General features: G+C 62.6%; 20 protein-coding genes. 6 read left to right on the top strand and 14 right to left on the bottom strand.

Annotated elements, in window-relative coordinates; all coding sequences use genetic code 11:
• Nucleotides 1–57 precede the first annotated feature (57 nt).
• The 5 genes from PIN01S_RS03965 to sdhC form a co-directional block, all read right to left on the bottom strand.
• The gene (locus tag PIN01S_RS03965; RefSeq protein WP_084333828.1) at nt 58–2,889 is read right to left on the bottom strand and encodes a 2-oxoglutarate dehydrogenase E1 component; all 2,832 of its coding nucleotides are present in this window, start codon (nt 2,887–2,889) and stop codon (nt 58–60) included.
• Between the two features lie 254 nt (nt 2,890–3,143).
• A complete protein-coding gene (locus PIN01S_RS03970) occupies nt 3,144–3,851 on the bottom strand; it encodes a succinate dehydrogenase iron-sulfur subunit (protein ID WP_084333829.1) in 708 nt (235 codons plus the stop codon).
• Between the two features lie 11 nt (nt 3,852–3,862).
• Complete coding sequence (gene sdhA / locus PIN01S_RS03975; RefSeq protein ID WP_084333830.1) at nt 3,863–5,635, bottom strand: succinate dehydrogenase flavoprotein subunit; 1,773 nt, start codon at nt 5,633–5,635, stop codon at nt 3,863–3,865.
• Nucleotides 5,636–5,638: 3 nt separating this feature from the next.
• The gene (gene sdhD / locus PIN01S_RS03980) at nt 5,639–6,007 is read right to left on the bottom strand and encodes a succinate dehydrogenase, hydrophobic membrane anchor protein (protein ID WP_084333831.1); all 369 of its coding nucleotides are present in this window, start codon (nt 6,005–6,007) and stop codon (nt 5,639–5,641) included.
• Nucleotides 6,001–6,375 (bottom strand): succinate dehydrogenase, cytochrome b556 subunit, encoded by a 375-nt coding sequence (sdhC, locus tag PIN01S_RS03985; RefSeq protein WP_084333832.1) that lies wholly within the window; start codon nt 6,373–6,375, stop codon nt 6,001–6,003. The genes sdhD and sdhC overlap by 7 nt, the downstream gene beginning before the upstream one ends.
• A 362-nt stretch (nt 6,376–6,737) precedes the next feature.
• Between sdhC and gltA the strand changes: the two genes are divergently transcribed.
• On the top strand, nt 6,738–8,024 hold the full coding sequence (gltA, locus tag PIN01S_RS03990) for a citrate synthase (protein ID WP_084333833.1): 1,287 nt from the start codon (nt 6,738–6,740) through the stop codon (nt 8,022–8,024).
• A 61-nt stretch (nt 8,025–8,085) separates the two neighbouring features.
• Here gltA and PIN01S_RS03995 read toward each other — a convergent pair whose 3' ends face one another.
• Both PIN01S_RS03995 and PIN01S_RS04000 read right to left on the bottom strand, forming a co-directional pair.
• On the bottom strand, nt 8,086–8,694 hold the full coding sequence (locus tag PIN01S_RS03995) for an START domain-containing protein (protein WP_084333834.1): 609 nt from the start codon (nt 8,692–8,694) through the stop codon (nt 8,086–8,088).
• A 51-nt stretch (nt 8,695–8,745) separates the two neighbouring features.
• Nucleotides 8,746–8,997, bottom strand: a complete 252-nt coding sequence (locus tag PIN01S_RS04000) for a YkgJ family cysteine cluster protein (RefSeq protein ID WP_084333835.1) — start codon at nt 8,995–8,997, stop codon at nt 8,746–8,748.
• A gap of 157 nt (nt 8,998–9,154) precedes the next feature.
• Between PIN01S_RS04000 and PIN01S_RS04005 the strand changes: the two genes are divergently transcribed.
• The gene (locus PIN01S_RS04005; protein ID WP_084333836.1) at nt 9,155–9,496 is read left to right on the top strand and encodes a DMT family protein; all 342 of its coding nucleotides are present in this window, start codon (nt 9,155–9,157) and stop codon (nt 9,494–9,496) included.
• A 13-nt stretch (nt 9,497–9,509) separates the two neighbouring features.
• On the opposite strand, the gene PIN01S_RS04010 is transcribed toward PIN01S_RS04005, so the two are convergent.
• Nucleotides 9,510–10,385, bottom strand: coding sequence for an NAD(P)-dependent oxidoreductase (locus tag PIN01S_RS04010; protein WP_084333837.1), 876 nt, complete (start codon nt 10,383–10,385; stop codon nt 9,510–9,512).
• A 148-nt stretch (nt 10,386–10,533) separates the two neighbouring features.
• On the opposite strand from PIN01S_RS04010, the gene PIN01S_RS04015 reads away from it, so the two are divergent.
• The 3 genes from PIN01S_RS04015 (at nt 10,534) to rhtA (ending at nt 12,367) form a co-directional block, all read left to right on the top strand.
• Nucleotides 10,534–11,076 carry a 3'-5' exonuclease gene (locus PIN01S_RS04015; RefSeq protein ID WP_084333838.1) on the top strand — a complete coding sequence of 181 codons (543 nt, stop codon included), beginning with the start codon at nt 10,534–10,536 and terminating at the stop codon, nt 11,074–11,076.
• Between the two features lie 74 nt (nt 11,077–11,150).
• On the top strand, nt 11,151–11,432 hold the full coding sequence (gene ppnP, locus PIN01S_RS04020) for a pyrimidine/purine nucleoside phosphorylase (protein WP_084333839.1): 282 nt from the start codon (nt 11,151–11,153) through the stop codon (nt 11,430–11,432).
• A 62-nt stretch (nt 11,433–11,494) separates the two neighbouring features.
• The gene (rhtA, locus tag PIN01S_RS04025) at nt 11,495–12,367 is read left to right on the top strand and encodes a threonine/homoserine exporter RhtA (RefSeq protein ID WP_084333840.1); all 873 of its coding nucleotides are present in this window, start codon (nt 11,495–11,497) and stop codon (nt 12,365–12,367) included.
• 6 nt (nt 12,368–12,373) lie between these two features.
• On the opposite strand, the gene PIN01S_RS04030 is transcribed toward rhtA, so the two are convergent.
• The 5 genes from PIN01S_RS04030 to PIN01S_RS04050 are packed head-to-tail and all read right to left on the bottom strand — an operon-like array spanning nt 12,374 to nt 16,747.
• Nucleotides 12,374–14,149, bottom strand: coding sequence for an ABC transporter transmembrane domain-containing protein (locus PIN01S_RS04030; protein ID WP_084333841.1), 1,776 nt, complete (start codon nt 14,147–14,149; stop codon nt 12,374–12,376).
• A gap of 21 nt (nt 14,150–14,170) precedes the next feature.
• A complete protein-coding gene (locus PIN01S_RS04035) occupies nt 14,171–14,554 on the bottom strand; it encodes a DoxX-like family protein (protein ID WP_084333842.1) in 384 nt (127 codons plus the stop codon).
• Nucleotides 14,541–14,978, bottom strand: a complete 438-nt coding sequence (locus PIN01S_RS04040) for a thiol-disulfide oxidoreductase DCC family protein (RefSeq protein WP_084333843.1) — start codon at nt 14,976–14,978, stop codon at nt 14,541–14,543. The genes PIN01S_RS04035 and PIN01S_RS04040 overlap by 14 nt, the downstream gene beginning before the upstream one ends.
• Nucleotides 14,975–15,595 carry a DUF1287 domain-containing protein gene (locus tag PIN01S_RS04045; protein ID WP_084333844.1) on the bottom strand — a complete coding sequence of 207 codons (621 nt, stop codon included), beginning with the start codon at nt 15,593–15,595 and terminating at the stop codon, nt 14,975–14,977. The genes PIN01S_RS04040 and PIN01S_RS04045 overlap by 4 nt, the downstream gene beginning before the upstream one ends.
• A gap of 36 nt (nt 15,596–15,631) precedes the next feature.
• Nucleotides 15,632–16,747: an ATP-NAD kinase family protein gene (locus tag PIN01S_RS04050; RefSeq protein ID WP_084333845.1), complete on the bottom strand. Its 1,116-nt coding sequence runs from the start codon at nt 16,745–16,747 to the stop codon at nt 15,632–15,634.
• Between the two features lie 189 nt (nt 16,748–16,936).
• Here PIN01S_RS04050 and PIN01S_RS04055 point away from each other — a divergent pair, with 189 nt between their 5' ends.
• Nucleotides 16,937–17,122, top strand: a complete 186-nt coding sequence (locus PIN01S_RS04055; RefSeq protein ID WP_084333846.1) for a PA1571 family protein — start codon at nt 16,937–16,939, stop codon at nt 17,120–17,122.
• Nucleotides 17,123–17,238: 116 nt separating this feature from the next.
• Here the strand turns inward: PIN01S_RS04055 and pdxB are convergent, their stop codons facing one another.
• Nucleotides 17,239–18,381 carry a 4-phosphoerythronate dehydrogenase PdxB gene (gene pdxB, locus PIN01S_RS04060; RefSeq protein WP_084333847.1) on the bottom strand — a complete coding sequence of 381 codons (1,143 nt, stop codon included), beginning with the start codon at nt 18,379–18,381 and terminating at the stop codon, nt 17,239–17,241.
• Nucleotides 18,382–18,470: the final 89 nt, after the last annotated feature.

An 18,470-nucleotide genomic window follows, 5' to 3' on the forward strand; every position in this document is an offset into this window, starting at 1 on the left:
TATTGATTCGGTTTCTTCGTCGAGACGGCCGCAACGGCCGTCTCTCATCTGAAGGCGTTAAACGGTAAAGGCGTCCTGCAGCAGTTTTTCCTGCTGTTCCGCATGCATCGAGGCGTAACCGCACGCGGGCGCGGCCGACGCTTCGCGACCGGCGTACTCGAGGAACAAGGTCTTCTTGTGCGCGGTGGCGACACGGCGCATGTGATGCTGGCTGCAATACCAGGCACCCTGGTTCATCGGCTCTTCCTGGCACCAGACGATGTGCTTGAGGTTCTTGTACGGAGCCAGAACCTCGGCCAGATCATCTTCCGGGAACGGATAGAGCTGCTCGAGACGCACGATGGCGATGTCGTCGCGGCCTTCGTTGCGGCGTTTCTCCAGCAGGTCGTAGTAGACCTTGCCGCTGCACAGGACCACGCGCTCGACCTTCTTCGGATCGATCGGGTCGATTTCCCCGATGACCGTCTGGAAGGAGCCTTCCGCCAGATCTTCCAGCGTGGAGATGGCCAGCTTGTGACGCAGCAGCGACTTGGGCGTCAGGGCCACCAGCGGCTTGCGCAGCGGACGGATCACCTGGCGGCGCAGCATGTGGTAGACCTGCGCCGGCGTGGTCGGTACGCAGACCTGGATGTTGTGCTCGGCGCACAGCTGCAGGTAACGCTCCAGGCGCGCGGAGGAGTGCTCCGGCCCCTGCCCTTCGTAGCCGTGCGGCAACAGCATGGTCAGGCCGCACAGACGGCCCCACTTGTGCTCGCCGCTGGTGATGAACTGGTCGATCACCACCTGGGCACCGTTGGCGAAGTCACCGAACTGGGCTTCCCAGATCACCAGCGCGTTCGGCGTGGTGGTGGCATAGCCGTATTCGAAGGCCAGTACGGCTTCTTCCGACAGGTAGGAATCGTACAGATCGAAGCGCGGCTGTTTCTCGAACAGGTGCTGCAGCGGCAGGTAGGTGCTCGCGTCCTTCTGGTTGTGCAACGCGGCATGGCGATGCGAGAAGGTGCCGCGGCCGACGTCCTGGCCGGTGATGCGAACCGGATGGCCCTCGAACAGCAGGGTTGCGTAGGCCATGGTCTCGGCATAACCCCAGTTGATCGGCAGCGCACCGGCGCCCATCTTCTGGCGATCTTCGAGAATCTTCGCGACCTGGCGCTGGACGACGAAGCCTTCCGGGATTTCCAGCAGCTTGGCCGACAATTCCTGCAAGGTCTTCAGATCGAAGCGAGTGTCGTGACGTGCGGTCCAGGCATGCCCCAGGTAGGGACGCCAGTCGACGAACAGCTCCTTGTTCGGTTCCTTGACCAGGCTCTTCACCACATGCAGACCGTTGTCCAGAGCACTGCGATACTCGTCAACCTGCGCCTGGACGTGCTCGTTGTCGAGGACGCTGGCCTGGATCAGGGCATCGGCATACTGCTCACGGGTGGTGCGCTGCTTGGCGATCTGCTGGTACATCAGCGGCTGGGTACCGCTCGGCTCGTCCGCTTCGTTATGACCACGACGACGGTAGCAGACCAGATCAATGACCACGTCACGCTTGAACTGCATGCGATAGTCGACAGCCAGCTGAGTCACGAACAGCACGGCTTCCGGATCGTCGCCGTTCACGTGGAAGATCGGCGCCTGGATCATCTTCGCCACATCGGTCGCATACTCGGTGGAGCGCGCGTCTTCCTGGCGGCTGGTGGTGAAGCCGACCTGGTTGTTGATCACGATGTGGATGGTGCCGCCCGTGCGATAGCCACGGGTTTGCGACATCTGGAAGGTTTCCATGACCACGCCCTGGCCGGCGAATGCCGCGTCGCCGTGGATGGATACCGGCAGGACCTTGTCACCGCTCGGATCGTTGCGGCGATCCTGGCGCGCACGTACCGAGCCCTCCACCACCGGCGAAACGATTTCCAGGTGGGACGGGTTGAAGGCCAGCGCCAGGTGCACTTCGCCGCCCGGGGTCATGACGTTGGAGGAGAAGCCCTGGTGGTATTTCACGTCACCGGAGCTGAGACCTTCGACCTTCTTGCCTTCGAACTCGTCGAACAGATCGCGCGGGTTCTTGCCGAAGGTGTTGACCAGCACGTTCAGGCGGCCACGGTGGGCCATGCCGATCACGATTTCCTGGGTGCCGTAGGAACCGGAACGCTGGATCACTTCGTCCAGCAGCGGGATCAGGCTCTCGCCGCCTTCCAGGCCGAAACGCTTGGTGCCCGGATACTTGGTGCCCAGGTACTTTTCCAGGCCTTCGGCGGCGGTCAGGCGCTCGAGCAGGTGCGTACGCACTTCGGCGGAATATGCCGGGCGGCCGCGCACGCTCTCGAGGCGCTGCTGGAACCAGCTACGCTGCTCGGAATCGACGATATGGGTGAACTCGGCGCCGATGGTGCGGCAATACGTCTGTTGCAGGGCCTCGCGAATTTCGCGCAGACTCGCTTCATCCTTGCCGATGAACAGGCCGCCGGTGCGGAAAGTGGTATCCAGGTCGGCGTCGGTCAGACCGTAGTGATTGATCGACAAGTCGGCCGGTGCGGGGCGCTGCCAGAGGCCCAGCGGATCGAGCTGGGAGGCCTGATGGCCACGCATGCGATAGGCCTGGATCAGACGCAGGACTTCAACCTGCTTCTTCTCGTGCTCGCTGCTGACGCTGCCAGCGGAAACCGGCTGAGCGCGGCGCTGGTTCTTGGCCAGGAGTACGAAATGATCGCGAACCGTGGAATGCGAAACGTCGGTGGCGGCGTTGCCGTCGGCGGGCAGCTTCTGGAAGTAGGTGCGCCACTCTTCGGGCACAGCGTTGGGATCGTGCAGGTAGAGCTCATAGAGCTCTTCCACATAGGCAGCGTTACCACCGGATAGGTGGGCACTGTTCCACATGCGCTGCATTACGCTTTCTTGCATGCTTGGTCACCCTCGGTAAGGGGACACCACCGGCGTGGAAACCGCAGCCTGGCCATTTTCCCAAGTCCTGAAGCAGCGACTTCGGTCAAGCCACCACGGATCCCGCAGATAGTCCGGGTACCAGCCCGGATGCCCCTGCTGGTCATCATATTTTTCAAATGAGAACCGCGGCTTTGTGGGCTACGGCTCGATTAAAACTACGGCGCCGGGTTAACGCCAGCGCCGCAGGTGTCACAGGTAAAACCGTGAGCGGATCAAGTCCCGCTCTGCAGCAGCATGTTGCGGACGTGACCGATGGCCTTGGTCGGGTTCAGGCCTTTCGGACAGACGTTGACGCAGTTCATGATGCCGCGGCAACGGAAGACGCTGAACGGGTCATCCATTGCGGCCAGGCGCTCTTCGGTCTTGGTGTCGCGGCTGTCGGCCAGGAAACGATAAGCCTGCAGCAGCGCAGCGGGACCGAGGAACTTGTCCGGGTTCCACCAGAAGGACGGGCAGCTGGTCGAGCAGCACGCGCACAGGATGCACTCGTACAGACCATCCAGCTTCTCGCGCTCTTCCGGCGACTGCAGACGCTCGATGGCCGGAGCCGGCGTATCGTTCTGCAGATAAGGCTGCACCTTCTCGTATTGCTTGTAGAAGATGCTCATATCGACAACCAGGTCACGAATGACCGGCAGACCCGGCAGCGGGCGAATCACCAGCTGACCGCCACGCAGCCCCGCCGCGGACAGCGGGGTGATGCAGGCCAGGCCATTCTTGCCGTTGATGTTCATGCCATCGGAGCCGCAAACGCCTTCGCGGCAGGATCGACGGTAGGAGAAGGTGACATCCTGTTCCTTGATCAACGCCAGTACGTCGAGGACCATGATGTCCTTGCCGCCGGTATCGACCTGGAATTCCTGCATGAACGGGGCGGCGTCCTGCTCGGGGTTATAGCGATAAACACTGACTTTCAACATATCGGCCACCCTTAATAAGTCCGAACCTTGGGTTCAAATGCCGGAACAGTCTTCGGCGCAAAGTTGACGGCACGCTTGGCGACGCGCTTTTCACCCGGGAAGTACAGGGTGTGGCACAGCCAGTTCTCGTCATCGCGCTCTTCGAAGTCTTCACGGGCATGTGCACCACGGGACTCTTTGCGGGTTTCTGCTGCGATCGCAGTGGCTTCGGCCACTTCGAGCAGGTTCTGCAGTTCCAGCGCTTCGATGCGCGCGGTGTTGAACGCCTGGCTCTTGTCGGCGATCTTGACGCTGGCGATACGGCCACGCAGTTCGGCCAGTTGCTGGATGCCCTTCTGCATGTATTCGCCGGTACGGAACACACCGAAGTAGTTCTGCATGCAGTTCTGCAGTTCCTTGCGCAGCGGAGCGACGTCTTCGCCACTGGTGCGCTCGTTCAGGCCGCTCAGGCGAGCCAGGGCGACGTCCAGGTCGGTGTCGCTGGCGTTGCGGTATTCGATACCGTCCTTCAGGGCCTTTTCCAGATGCAGACCGGCCGCACGACCGAAGACCACCAAGTCGAGCAGCGAGTTGCCGCCCAGGCGATTGGCGCCGTGCACCGACACGCAAGCCACTTCGCCCACGGCGAACAGGCCTTCGATGATCGTGTCGTTACCGTTGGCATCCTGGGTGATCGCCTGGCCATGAATGTTGGTGGCCACGCCACCCATCATGTAGTGGCAGGTCGGGATGACCGGAATCGGCGCGACGACCGGGTCGACGTGCGCGAAGGTCTTGGACAGTTCGCAGATACCGGGCAGGCGGCTGTGCAGGACTTCCTCACCGAGGTGGTCGAGCTTCAGCAGCACATGGTCGCCATCCGGACCACAGCCGTTGCCGGCGATGACTTCCTTGACCATGGAACGGGCCACCACGTCGCGGCCGGCCAGGTCCTTGGCGTTCGGCGCATAACGCTCCATGAAGCGCTCGCCGTGCTTGTTGATCAGGTAGCCACCCTCGCCACGGCAACCTTCGGTCACCAGCACGCCGGCACCGGCGATGCCGGTCGGGTGGAACTGCCACATTTCGATGTCCTGCACCGGCACGCCGGCACGCAGGGCCATGCCCACGCCGTCACCGGTGTTGATCAGGGCATTGGTGGTGGAGGCGTAGATACGGCCGGCACCGCCGGTGGCCAGTACAGTGGCCTTGGAGCGGATGTAGACTGTCTCGCCGGTTTCGATGCAGATCGCGATCACACCGACGATGGCGCCATCCTGGTTCTTCACCAGATCGACGGCATACCACTCGTTCAGGAAGGTGGTGTTGTTCTTCAGGTTGGCCTGATAGAGCGTGTGCAGCAATGCGTGACCGGTACGGTCGGCAGCGGCACAGGTACGGGCAGCCTGCCCGCCTTTGCCGAAGTCCTTGGACTGGCCGCCGAACGGACGCTGATAAATGCGGCCCTGCTCGGTACGGGAGAACGGCAGGCCCATGTGTTCCAGCTCGAAGACGGCTTCCGGACCGACGGAGCACATGTATTCGATGGCATCCTGGTCGCCGATGTAGTCGGAACCCTTGACGGTGTCGTACATGTGCCAGCGCCAATCGTCGTTCGGGTCAGCCGAAGCGATGGCGCAAGTGATGCCGCCCTGGGCGGAAACGGTATGCGAACGCGTCGGGAAGACCTTGGTCACGACAGCGGTCTTGTGGCCGGACTGGGCCAGTTGCAGCGCGGCGCGCATGCCGGCGCCACCGCCACCTACGATGATGGCGTCGAAGGAAAGCGTACGAATTTTAGCCATGAATCAGATACCCCACAGAATCTGCACACCCCAGACGAAGAACGCGAACATCGCAATGCCGCATGCCGCCTGGAAGAGGAAACGCACGCCGGTAGCCCACTTGCCCAGCGACATCGGAGTCAGATAGTCGGTGGAAATGGTCCACATGCCGACCCACGCGTGAGCGCCGAGAGCCACGAGGGCCAGGAGGCTGAAGATGCGCATCCAGTTCTGGGAGAACAGACCGTGCCAGTCGGCGTAGGTCAGGTCCGGGCTGGCAACGAGGTAGCCCAGCAGAAAGAGGAAGTAAGCCGCGAGAACGACCGCAGAAACGCGTTGGGCCATCCAGTCGTAGAGGCCGGAACGCGAAAGATTCGTGACGTTAGTTACCATACCCACACCCCTGCCAGCACGATCAGCAACGCCGAGACGACGAGCACGATTTTCGAGCCCAGCTTGCCGCCTTCCAGCGTCTCGCCGATGCCCAGGTCCATGATCAGATGGCGCACGCCCGCCACCAGGTGATACAGCAGCGCGGACAGCAGGCCCCAGATCACCAATTTTGCCAGCGGACTGGCGAGACACGCCTTCACCTGCTCGAAGCCTTCCTCGGAAGCCAGGGACTTATCGAGTGCGAACAGCAGCACGGCGATGCCCAGGAAGAGGATGACACCGGAAATGCGGTGAAGAATGGACGTGTAAGCGGTGACTGGGAGTTTTATGGTCCTAAGGTCTAGGTTTACAGGTCGTTGGCTATTCACGGCTTTTTTTCACACTGAGAGCCCTAAGGATCAGGGCAAAGTTGTCGGGAAGTGCACTGGTCAGGTACCCACCCCCCAGGGAGTGACGACCCCCAGAATACGGGCTCTAAGGCCCCTGGCGATCGGACGCCGAGTATAGACAGTTAGGCTACTAATGACAATGCGATGGTCTTCCCCAAAAAGCGGATTGCGCTGCCTATATAAAAGGCGTAAATAGCGGCCTTTTTTCATTCAAAAGGCCTCTAAAAACCCGTCTGCGGCCAGGGTTGGCCCAAATTGACTTTCGAATTTATCTCTCTATAGTGATGCGGGCCCTGCGTGGGGGGCTTCTGATGATTTCAAGCATAAATAGGAGGCCACATATGGCTGACAAAAAAGCGCAGTTGATCATCGAGGGCGCAGCCCCCGTCGAACTGCCCGTTCTGACCGGCACCGTTGGTCCCGATGTAATCGATGTGCGGGGCCTCACCGCCACGGGCCGCTTCACGTTTGATCCTGGCTTTATGTCGACCGCCTCTTGCGAGTCGAAGATCACCTATATCGATGGCGACAAGGGTGTTCTTCTGCACCGCGGCTATCCGATCGAACAACTGGCAGAGAAGTCCGACTACCTGGAAACCTGCTACCTGCTGCTGAATGGCGAACTGCCGAATGCCGAAGAGAAGGCTAAGTTCGTCGGCACCATCAAGAACCACACCATGGTTCACGAGCAACTGAAAAGCTTCTTCAACGGTTTCCGCCGCGACGCCCACCCGATGGCAGTGATGTGCGGTGTGGTCGGCGCCCTGTCGGCCTTCTACCACGACTCCCTGGACATCAAGAATCCGCAGCACCGCGATATTTCCGCGATGCGCCTGATCGCCAAGATGCCGACCCTGGCGGCGATGGTGTACAAGTACTCCATGGGCCAGCCGATGATGTATCCGCGTAACGACCTGAACTACGCGGAAAACTTCCTGCACATGATGTTCAACACCCCGTGCGAGATCAAACCGATCAGCCCGACCCTGGCCAAGGCCATGGACCGCATCTTCATCCTCCACGCGGACCATGAGCAGAACGCCTCCACCTCCACCGTGCGTCTCGCCGGCTCGTCGGGCGCCAACCCCTTCGCCTGTATTGCCGCCGGTATCGCCGCACTCTGGGGCCCGGCCCACGGCGGCGCCAACGAAGCTGTGCTGACCATGCTGGACGAGATCGGCGACGTGTCGAACATCGACAAGTACGTGGCCAAGGCCAAGGATAAGGACGATCCGTTCAAGCTGATGGGCTTCGGCCACCGCGTCTACAAGAACTTCGACCCGCGCGCCAAGGTCATGAAGCAGACCTGCGACGAGGTACTCCAGGAGCTGGGCATCAACGACCCGCAATTGGAACTGGCCATGCGCCTGGAAGAGATCGCCCGTAACGATCCGTACTTCAAGGAGCGCAACCTGTACCCGAACGTCGACTTCTATTCGGGCATCATCCTGAAGGCGATCGGTATTCCGACCAGTATGTTCACCGTGATCTTCGCCCTGGCCCGTACCGTCGGCTGGATCTCCCACTGGAAGGAAATGCTCTCCAGCCCGTACAAGATCGGCCGTCCGCGCCAGTTGTACACCGGCTACGAGCAACGCGACTATGTTTCGCTGAACGACCGCAAGTAAGTCGGCGAAACGAAAAAAAGGCTGCCTCGAGGCAGCCTTTTTTCTTTCTAGCCAAACGCCATCAATGCTTCTCGGCACGCTCGCGCAGCCCCTTGAGCGTATTGAACGGCGCATCGACCACGAAACTGTTGGCCAACCACGACGGCACGCTGCCACCCGGCTCGGTGTGGACCTGATAGATCACTTCGACCTCTCCCGCGCCCTTCGGCGTGAGTTTCCAGAAGCCTTCCACCTTGCTCACCCGGACGAAGCCTTTTTCCTCCGGCAGGTAATCCGGTACCCCCTCGAGCACGCGGGTGACGCCGCCATCGCTCCCCTCCTCCGTGGTCACGTGGATCACCGAGTCACGCGGCGTCACGGGCCAGGGGGTATTGAAGCGGGTATAGGCCCAGCTCTCCTTTCCTTCCGACTTGAGCAGCTTCTGCTCCCGACATTCATGAATCCAGGCACAGGACCCGGAAACGTCCTCCTGCAACGCACGCAGGGTGGCGACATCCGTCTTCATGCTGGCCACACCCCGATAGGCCTTGTATTTGGAGCCTTCGACCGGACTCAGGTAGACACGGATACCGTCCTCTTCCTTGGCCAGCTTCCAGTCTTCGGCCTGTGCCGCCGACACCATGACGATGCCCAAGCCGGCAGCCATGGCCAAACGAAACAACGAACCCATTACCTTCTCCTTGTTGAGTGCGCCTTCCGATAGGAAGAACGCCGATAAGCATTACGCCGTTGCCTGCTCCAACCAGCCGATCAGACGGATCGCCTCGTCGCGGCTACCGCCACAGACCTGTTCATCGGCCGCGAACGCGCCGCAAACGGCTGGGCGCTCGGGCTGGCCGAACAATTGGCATAGATAATCGACCGAAAGATGTACACAGCGTTCGCCTGCCGCCTTCCCCCGCGGCATACCGGGAATCGGCGAACTGATCGAGGGGGCAATGCAGCAAGCGCCACAGCCCATACGGCACTGCATAACGGTTATGTCTCCCAAGCACAGACAAGACGGCGCGAAATACTACCCGGCGCCCAAGCAAATGGGGATATCTCCGCCCCATCTTGCTGAGCGCCCGACCGATCGTTAGGCTGTCGCGCATTTTTCGCCCCGCCTCACCCTCCCCCGGAGTACAACCATGCCCGTCTGGCTGCAAACCGCCGCCCTGCTCAGCCTATCGAACGTTTTCATGACCTTCGCCTGGTACGGCCACCTGAAGACCCTGGGCAACAAGCCCTGGATCGTTGCCGCCCTGATCAGTTGGGGCATCGCGCTGTTCGAGTACCTGATCATGGTTCCGGCCAACCGTGTCGGTTACACGGAACTCTCCGTCGGACAACTGAAGATCATGCAGGAAGTGATCACTCTGTCCGTTTTCCTTCCCTTCAGCGTGCTGTACATGCAGCAACCTCTGAAGCTCGACTACCTATGGGCCGGACTGTGCCTGGTGGGGGCGGTGTATTTCATTTTCCGCACCTGACAGGCACGGAATGTCAGCGCTTGGCCGGTTTCAGGCGCGCGATCAGGCTGGAAGTATCCCAACGATTGCCGCCCATCGCCTGGATGTCCGCATAGAACTGATCGACCAGCGCCGTGACCGGCAGTTGGGCGCCATTGTGGCGTGCCTCGTCCAGCAGGATTGACAGGTCCTTGCGCATCCAGTCGACGGCGAAACCGAACTCGAACTCGCCAGCCAGCATGGTCTTGTGGCGGTTCTCCAGTTGCCAGGATTGCGCGGCTCCCTTGCTGATCACCTCCATCGCCGCCAGACCGTCCAGCCCGGCGCACTGGGCGAAGTGCAATGCCTCGGCTAGCCCCTGGACCAGCCCGGCGATGCAGATCTGATTGACCATCTTGGTCAACTGGCCGCTACCGGCCGGCCCCATCAGCCTGACCATGCGCGCATAAGCCTGGATCACAGGCTCGGCGCGGTCATAGAAGGCCTTTTCGCCACCAACCATCACTGTCAGCACGCCGTTCTGTGCGCCTGCCTGGCCGCCCGACACCGGGGCATCGAGGAAGCCCAGCTCACGCTCGGCCGCCTGCACCGCCAGCTCGCGGGCAACATCCGCCGATGCCGTAGTGTGGTCAACCAGCACCGCTCCCGGCGCCATGCCGGCCAGAGCACCGCCCTCTCCGAGCACCACACTGCGCAAGTCGTCGTCGTTACCGACGCAACTCATCACCAGCTCTGCGCCTTGGGCCGCTTCGCGGGGAGTGGCGGCACAACGCCCGCCGAACTCCTCCACCCATTGTGCAGCCTTGGCTGACGTCCGGTTGTAAACGCAGACCTCATGCCCCTTGCGAGCAAGGTGCCCGGCCATGGGATAGCCCATCACGCCGAGCCCGATAAAGGCGACCTTCGACATCTCGAACCTCCAGATCACGGAAGCCCCAAGCATAGCCCGGAACACCCCACCGCTGGACAGACACAGCCGCCGGGCAAAACTGTTCGCCCTTGGTTTGCCGCACCGGGAAAGCACCTCCATACTGCCGGGTAGTCGCAATGGAGGGCCTATGGGGCATTGGCTGGTCATCGATCTGGAAGCCACCACCGAAGAAGGCGGTTGGCCGCTCGAAGAAATGGAAATCATCGAAATCGGCGCTTCGCTGGTAGCGGCCGACGGCCATGAGTTGGATCATTTCCAGCGTTTCGTCCGTCCGCAGCGCCGGCCCTGCCTCACCACGTTTTGCCGCGAACTCACCCACATCAGCCAGGCGAACGTGGATGGCGCCGCCCCGCTGAGCGAGGTCTGGACAGCCTTCGAGCGCTGGCTGGGCCCTTACGTACCGCACCTTGCCGGCTGGGCCAGTTGGGGCGAGTACGATCGCCGCCAATTGGAACTGGAGTGGCAGCGCCAGCAGCTCGACAGCGCGCTCAACCAGATACCCCACCTCAACCTCAAGCAGCGCTTTGCCGAGGCTCGCCAATTGAAACGCGCAGTGGGCCTGAACACCGCCCTGCAGATTTCTGGGCTGCAGTTCATTGGCCAACAGCATCGCGCATTGGAGGATGCCCGCAACACCGCCCGGCTGCTTCCCCTGGTGCTGCCGGCGTAGCGCGAAGCGGATGACGCCTGCAAAGGCCTTGTGCATACTGGCGGGCCTTTTTTTACCGCTTCGAGGAATCGCGCATGTTCAAGGTCAACGAGTATTTCGACGGCACCGTCAAATCCATCGCCTTCTCCATGGCCGAAGGTCCGGCCACCATCGGTGTCATGGCTCCGGGCGAGTACGAGTTCGGCACCAGCCAGCTGGAAGTGATGCATGTGGTCGCCGGCGCGCTCACCGTCAAGCTGCCGGGTAGCGACAACTGGCAGACCTTCGAGTCCGGTAGCGACTTCACCGTTCCGGCCAACAGCAAGTTCCAACTGAAGGTCGCCGTGGACACCGCCTACCTCTGCGAATACCGCTGATCGCCGGCTCCCTGAAAACCGGCCACCGGGCCGGTTTTTTTATTCCACTCGAAAGGCCTCTGATGCCACGCTCGTCTCTATCCGCGGCACTCGCCCCGATCGCCCTGCTGCTGGTCGCCATGTCCTCGCTGCAGGGCGGCGCCTCCCTGGCCAAGAGCCTGTTTCCGGCGATCGGCCCGGAAGGCACCACGGCGCTGCGCCTGGGTATCGCCGCTATCCTGTTGAGCCTGTTCATGCGCCCGTGGCGCGCCCGACTGAGCCTGGCCTCCTGCCGCTCGCTGCTCGGCTACGGCCTGTCGCTGGGCAGCATGAACCTGCTGTTCTACCTCTCGCTGAAGAGCGTACCGCTGGGAATCGCCGTGGCGCTGGAATTCACCGGGCCGCTCGCCCTGGCCCTGCTGTCGTCGCGGCGGCTGCTGGACTTCGTCTGGATCGCGCTGGCGGTGTTCGGTATCTGGCTGCTATTGCCGAGCGAACACTCCAGCGCGCACCTCGATCCCGTCGGCATGGCCTTCGCACTCGGCGCGGGCCTGTGCTGGGCACTGTACATCGTGTTCGGCAAGCAGGCGGGCGCCGAGCATGGCCGGCATACCGTCGCCCTGGGCACGCTGGTCGCCGCCCTGCTGGTGTTTCCGGTCGGACTGTTCCAGGTCGGTAGCGGGCTCTTCACGCCGGAGCTGCTACCGGTCGCCGCCGCTGTTGCCGTGCTGTCCTCGGCTCTGCCCTACAGCCTGGAAATGGTTGCCCTTACCCGCCTTCCGGCCCGTACCTTCAGTGTCCTGATGAGCATGGAGCCGGCCGTCGCCGCACTCTCCGGCCTGCTGTTCCTGCAGGAGCGACTAAGCCTGAATCAATGGCTGGCCATCGGCGCCATCATTCTCGCGTCGGCCGGTGCGGCGGCGACTATCCGGCCGAGAGGGTCCGCATCTCACTGAGCGGAATCAGCGTCGAACGGGCGCCGCATCGAACTGCAATGCTGCCAGACGCGCATACAGCGGGTTATCGACCATCAGTTCGGCATGGCTGCCGACAGCCACCAACTTGCCCCGCTCGACCACGGCGATACGGTCGGCGTTTCTTACGGTAGCCAGCCGATGCGCGATCACCAGGGTGGTGCGCCCCTTCATCAAACGCGGCAATGCCTGCTGGATCAGGTGCTCGCTTTCCGCGTCCAGAGCACTGGTCGCCTCGTCCAGCAGAAGGACCGGCGCATCCACCAGTAGCGCACGGGCAATAGCCAGGCGTTGACGCTGTCCACCGGACAAGCCGATTCCGGCCTCGCCCAAGTGAGTCCGATAGCCCTGCGGCAAGCGAATGATGAACTCATGGGCGTGGGCCGCCCGTGCCGCCGCTTCCAGCTCATCCTGGCTCGCCGCGGGCTTGCCATAGCGGAGATTGTCTTCGACCGTGCCGTAGAACAGGGCCGGGGTCTGCGGTACCAGGGCGAAGCACCGCCGCAGATCGTTCGGTTCGAGGTGCTCGATGGGATAGCCGTCGAGCAGGATGCGGCCCTCTTGCGGATCGTAGAAGCGCAGGAGCAGATCGAACAACGTCGACTTGCCAGCGCCGGATGGCCCCACCAGGGCCAGCGTCTCTCCCGGTCGGATGGCCAGGCTGAACGCATCCAGCGCCGGCGTTTCGGGACGGGACGGATAAGCGAAACGTACCGCCTCCAGGGCAATTTCGCCCCGAACCGACGCAGGCAGCCGCATGACGTCGGCCGAGGGCGCGACAATCATACTGCGCGCCTGCAGCAACTCGGCAATCCGCTCCGCAGCACCTACTGCGCGCTGCAACTCGCCGATCACTTCGCTGAGCGAGCCGAAGGCCGAACCGACGATCAGACTGTAGAAGACGAACGCCGCCAACTCGCCGCCGGAAATCCGCCCTTCGATCACATCCATGCCGCCCACCCAGAGCATGATGCCGACAGCGCCGAGCACCAGCACGATCACTACCGTGATCAACCAGGCGCGCTGAGCGATGCGGCGGCGCGCCACGGCGAAGGCCTCTTCCACCGTGGCGGCAAAACGACGCTTATCTTCTCCCTGGTGGTTGTAAGCCTGAACCGTCTTGATCTGTCCCAGGGTTTCGCCGACATAGCTGCCGACATCGGCAACACGATCCTGGCTCAAACGCGACAGACGGCGAACCCTTCGGCCGAAGATCAGGATCGGCGCCACTACAAGCGGCAATGCCAGCATCACAATCGCGGTCAACTTGGGATTGGTGACGAAAAGCAGCACTACGCCGCCCAACAGCATCAAACCGTTGCGCAGTGCCAGGGATAGCGAAGAACCGATCACGGACTGCAGCAATGTGGTATCCGCCGTGAGCCGGGACTGAATCTCCGAGCTTCGGTTGCTTTCGTAGAAGCCGGGGTGCAACTCAATCAGATGGTCGAACACCTGCTTGCGGATATCCGCAACGAAACGCTCGCCCAGCCAGGAGACCAGGTAAAACCGGGTGAACGTTCCCACCGCCAGGGCAAGGATCAAGGCGAAGAACAGCAGGATCGATTGATTCAGCAATCCCGGAGAACGGGTGGCGAATCCTTGGTCCACCAGCAGACGAATACCCTGCCCCATGGACAGTGTGATCGCGGCCGTGAACAGAAGCGCCAGCAACGCTCCCGCCATTTGCCACCGGTACGGCGCGGTGAACTGCGCCGCCATCCGCAACGCCTTGCGCTGTCGTGAAGAAAGAAGCGATACCATGACAATACTCATCGAAGGCCTTCAGGTCGGTCGCTCGGCAACCCACACCACCCAGCACAACGCCAAGGCCGCGAGGTTGGTCGACACCGGGTTGAACGCCTGCACCAACAACTCAGGCGTGAATAACGCGACATCCAGTAGCAACGCGACCAACAAAGCCGCCGCCAGTGCCAGAGGCCAACGCCAGCGGCCCACCAGCAAAAGCAGCGCAAGGGTTATTTCCGCCAGGCCGGCCAAACGCGCCAGCAGATCGACCGGCGCCAAGCCATGAGCCTCGATCATCATCGCTTCGCCCGGACTCAGCCAGAGAATCTTTGGCGCCAACCCATGCCAGAAGAACACCAGCGCCAGCGCAATGCGCGCCACCAAGCCGATCTGCCGCAAGCGGACGTCAGGTACGGCCATCGAGGAACCGCCGGGCATGGTCTGCTGCAGGCAGCAGGCAACTGTCATAGCGACCGAATAGCCGGTAGCGGTTCAGAGCGATACGGTCGTAACACCAATCCCGGAGCGGCCGGGGAAGCAGACGCAACGCGGCGGCCAATCGCCAGGGCCTGGGCAACTGGCCGACGACACGCAGCACCGCCTCGGAACGGACGAACAATCGGTCGCCCTCGACATAGGCCATGGTATCGAAGCGGTCGGTAGGCAGATCGAACCAACCCAGAATGGCCTGCCCCTCCGGCGATTGCACCGAAGCCAGCTTGAACGAATGGCCAGAGTCATGACGGATGAGGAATTTCGCCCAGCCATTGCAAAGTTTGCATACCCCGTCGAACAGTACTACCCGGTCGTCAGCTTGGATCAAGGGCGGCAGATTCTCGCTCATGGATGGCTCCCGGTGCTTTCCACCGCTTCCGACGCTGCCTGAACGGCAGGAAACCGGTAATGCCCGATGATTTTGAAACGGAACAGGATGTCTTCCTCGCGGGTCCCGCGCCCGATGTTGTGCAGCACCAGCGGCTCGCCGCCGGCCGAGTGGCGATCGGAAAGGATGCCGATATGGGTAAGGCCGTTGCCCAGGTCCCAGGCGACGATATCCCCGGCCAGGTAATCGGCGGGACGCTCGCCAGCAGGCAACGCCATGCCCTGACGGGCAAACCAGGTCATCAGATTGGGGACGCGGCGGTGGTCGATGTTGCGGTCGGGGCGGGTCATGCCCCAATTCTGAGGATAGGCCCGGAAATGCCGGCGCATGTCCTCATGCACCGCTTTCTGAAGATCCAGCCCCTGCACCCGCAGTGCGCGGATCACCACATCGGTACAGACCCCGGTTGCCAGCGGAACGTCGCCGCCCGGGTAGGCCAGTTGGCGGTATGCCGGATCGTAGCCCAGGGTGACACCCACCTGATCACGGGCAGAAACGACCAATTGTTCCGGCTGGATCGCCACAGCCGGCCCGGAGAGGCCCGCAAGCAGGCAAAAGAGAATGAGCAGTTCGCGCATTGAAGGCTCCTTGCGTGCGCTTGAGTCGGCGAAGCGTCACCCGCCCACCGGGTACAACAACTCTTCCTTATAACCAGCCCAGACCCGCACGACATCCGGGAAGGAGTCGTCCAGCGCGGAATCGCCGGAATCCACCAGCAGCGGCCGTCCTTCCAGCGTCTGCAATTTGCGCTTGGTGGCGACCACACGCAACCGATCCAGGCCAATGGCGCGCAGCACCCGTGGGCTGATCTGCTGGTTGCCGCGCCCGATGATGTGCCCCTGCCCACCGATGGCCGTTACCAGGAGAAAGGCCGGATGGCCGTCGACCAGCTCGAACAGCGCCTGCTCCCCGAGATCACGACCGATGACTTGGCCGTTCTCGATCACGTCGACGCCCAGAAGCGTGGTCTCCAACCCCAGATTGCGGGCCAAGCCATGGAGCGTCGAACCGGGACCGAAGACGTAGCGTACGTCCGGCTCCCAACTGTCTTCCAGCCAGGCCGCGAGATCGCTGAGCACCAGTTCCTCGGACTCCATGCCGGCCTGTTTGACATGCTGCATGAAGCCGCCCTCTTCCGGCACGCACAGCTCGCCATACCAGCGAGCCGCGACACGGCCGTCACGCAGCGCCGCTTCGTCGATATCGCGCACTTCGCCACTGGCCAGCCGCACCAGGCCGCCCTCGACCAGGCGCCGGGCCAGTTCGCCGGCCGCGCGCGGGCTGATGGCATAAACCCCCGAGTGGATCTTCACGCCCGCCGGAATGCCCAGGACCGGCTGCCCTTCGCGAACCACGGAGCAGATGTCGCGGGCCGTACCGTCGCCCCCGGCGAACAGGATCAGCGCAACGCCAGCCGCCTGTAGCGCCTCCACAGCCTCCCGCGTATCGGCGGCACTGGTCGTCCCGTCGCCGAGATGCCCCAGCACCCGGTGGGCGAATCCCATTTCCGCCAGCAGGTCGCCGCCCATCGGACCAGGAAAGGTGAGGAACTCAATCCGCTGCGTCACCGGTCGCAGGCACTCCAGGGCAATCCGCGTGCGCGCTGCGGCACGTGGCTCCGCACCCCGCGCCAGGGCCTCGGCGGCCACACCGTCGCTACCCTTGAGCCCTACGGCCCCACCCAGCCCGGCCAACGGGTTGATGATCAGGCCGATATGAAACGCTGACATGCACTCTCCTTCACTGAACTCTGCCGCCGCTGCCGGGTCCACCCTTGAGGACCGAGCAGAACAAGCGACCGGCAGTCGCACGTTTTCTCGGTCCTTTGCTTTTCGTGGCGTTTACGGGCGCCTTGACTGTCACTGCGCGTTCATCTGACGGCCCTAGACTGCGCGCAAACCCTGATGAGGAGACAGGCCATGAGCTTGCAAACCACTGCTACATCACCTGATCGCCGTGTCATCCCGATGAAACAAGAGCAACCCGTAGGGGGTGCCATCATCGATGCCCAGGGCCGGGAAATTCCCATTACCGAAACCATGATCCAGCAGGCCTGCCGTGAGCTGCACAAGGCTTGGGTGGCTGCCGTCCCCAAACAGGCCTGAGAACTGTCTGGCTGCACGAGATCGTAAACAAATTCGAGGTCCACTCCCTGCCTCTCACGTCCCCGAGAGGCCTGTCTGGCCCGGGCGCAACACCCGGGCCTTTCTTGTCTCCCCGATCAGACCAGCGTGGCGCCCAACGCCCGCACCAGCCGAACCAATTCCGGCGCTTCTCCGCTCAGGCTGACACGCAGCCCATCGATCTCACGGCGCACCGGGTAGCGCTTGCGCAACCCATCGAACGCCAGACGGCGGACCTGAGCGTCACCAAACAGACTGCGGCGAAAGTCAGCATCGTCGCGGCGCGGATCGTAGACCGCCCGGCACAGCGCGGCCAGCGCCCAAGACGGATCGGCCGAGGCATCCAGACGCATTTCGGCGAGCCAGGGGGCGGGCAGCAGTTCATCCAGTTCGATCTCCGCCGGAAGGCTCTGATGGGCGCAGTACGCCTGATAGATCTGCGCCGTTCCGCGCAACTTGCCATCCAGGCTGTAGCCGGCGATATGCGGTGTGGCGATATGGCACAACTCGGCCAACTCGGGGTCCGCCAACGGCTCGCCCTCCCAGACATCCAGCACCGCCTCCACGTCATTGCGCCGGTCGAGCAGCTCGCGCAGGGCAGCGTTGTCCACCACGGCACCGCGGCTGGCATTGATCAGCCAGGCGCCGGGACGCAGCAGGTCGAGGGCGTAGGCATCGAGCAGATGCCGCGTGGCATAGGGACCTTCGCGGGTCAGCGGCGTATGCAGGCTGATGGTGTCGCATTCGCGCAGGATCGTTTCCAGATCGACATAATCGCCGCCCTCCCGCTCCTGGCGGGGCGGATCGCAGACCAGCACGCGCCAGCCGAGACCGCGCAATACGTCCAGCAACCGGCCCCCGACCTGGCCGACGCCGACGATGCCATAGCAACGCTGCGCCAGGTCCACGCCATACAGGTCCGCCAGGCTCAGCAAGCTGCCGAGCACATAGTCCACCACGCCACGGGCATTACAGCCGGGCGCGCTGGCCCAAGCGATACCGGCCTCGCCCAGGTAGTCCAGGTCCAGATGATCGGTACCGATGGTGCAGGTGCCGACGAAACGCACCCGACTCCCCTCCAGCAGCTCGCGATTCACTTCCGTAACCGAACGGACCAGCAGAACTTCGCTATCGCCCAGGCTGGAACGGTCGATAGCGCGTCCGGGCATGCGGCGGATTTCGCCGAAACCTCCGAAGAAGGCGTCGACCAGGGGAATGTTTTCGTCGGCGAGAATTCGCATGGCAGGCTCCCAATTCAAGGCGCCCATTGTAGGGCAACTCACCCTGGCTCAGGACGAGGCGGCGAAAATAAGCCAGGGAAACGCGGCGG

The organism is Pseudomonas indica NBRC 103045 (assembly GCF_002091635.1).
GTDB classification, from domain to species: domain Bacteria; phylum Pseudomonadota; class Gammaproteobacteria; order Pseudomonadales; family Pseudomonadaceae; genus Pseudomonas_M; species Pseudomonas_M indica.